The sequence below is a fragment of the Thiomonas delicata genome (genome assembly GCF_900088825.1).
In the GTDB taxonomy this organism is placed as follows: domain Bacteria; phylum Pseudomonadota; class Gammaproteobacteria; order Burkholderiales; family Burkholderiaceae_C; genus Thiomonas_A; species Thiomonas_A delicata.
Window position 1 is genome coordinate 1 of record NZ_LT592179.1, and the last position, 707, is coordinate 707.

Below are 707 nucleotides of genomic sequence, written 5' to 3' on the forward strand. Positions count from 1 at the left end.
GGATGAAGTCCTGGCGCAGGCCGGTGCCGAAACTCGGCGGGGGTTCGATCTGCGTGGCATCCATGTCGAGCACGGCGTTGACCGCGTCCACCAGCACCCCGATGGCTTGGGGCCCGTCGTCGCCGTCGACCTCCATGATCACGATGCAGGTGCGCTGGCGCAACTCGGTGGCCGGGCGGCCGAAGCGTTGCGCCAGGTCGATGACCGGCACCACATTGCCGCGTAGGTTGATGACGCCATGCACGAAGGCCGGCATCATCGGGATGGTGGTGGGGCGCGTGTACTCCAGAATCTCGCGCACCCGCAGGATGTCCAGGCCGTAAACCTCGCTTTGCAGGCTGAAGGTCAGGACTTGACCGCTTGCAACCGGCTCGACCAAGCCATAGGTGTGATGCACCGTGGCGTACAAAGGGGCCCCTTGCGTGCTGCCTGCCGGGGCAACGAAAGCCGTGTTTTGCATGGTGGGGCCGTGGTGAGGCTCAGAACTTGACGAAGGTCGCTTCGCTGGCAACCGCTGGATGCGGTTTCACGGGACGCGGGCCTTGCCGGCCCGGCACGGTGGATGTCGACGTCGTTTTGCTGGGAAGCGTGAGCCGGGGCATGTCATGGTCTTGGGCGAACTTGAACTGGCTCACGGTGTCCTGCAATTGCTGGGCCTGGGCGTTCATTTCCTCGGCGGTGGCGGCGAGTTCTTCCGAGGCCGAGGC

Annotated in this window: 1 protein-coding gene and 1 pseudogene; both read right to left on the bottom strand. The window is 65.1% G+C overall.

The window, feature by feature from the left end; translation table 11 throughout:
* On the bottom strand, window positions 1–460 hold a 460-nt coding region (locus tag THIARS_RS17925), incomplete at its 3' end, for a chemotaxis protein CheW (RefSeq protein WP_094162243.1).
* 19 nt (window positions 461–479) lie between these two features.
* A pseudogene (locus tag THIARS_RS17930) lies at window positions 480–707 on the bottom strand (methyl-accepting chemotaxis protein); the annotation flags it as partial.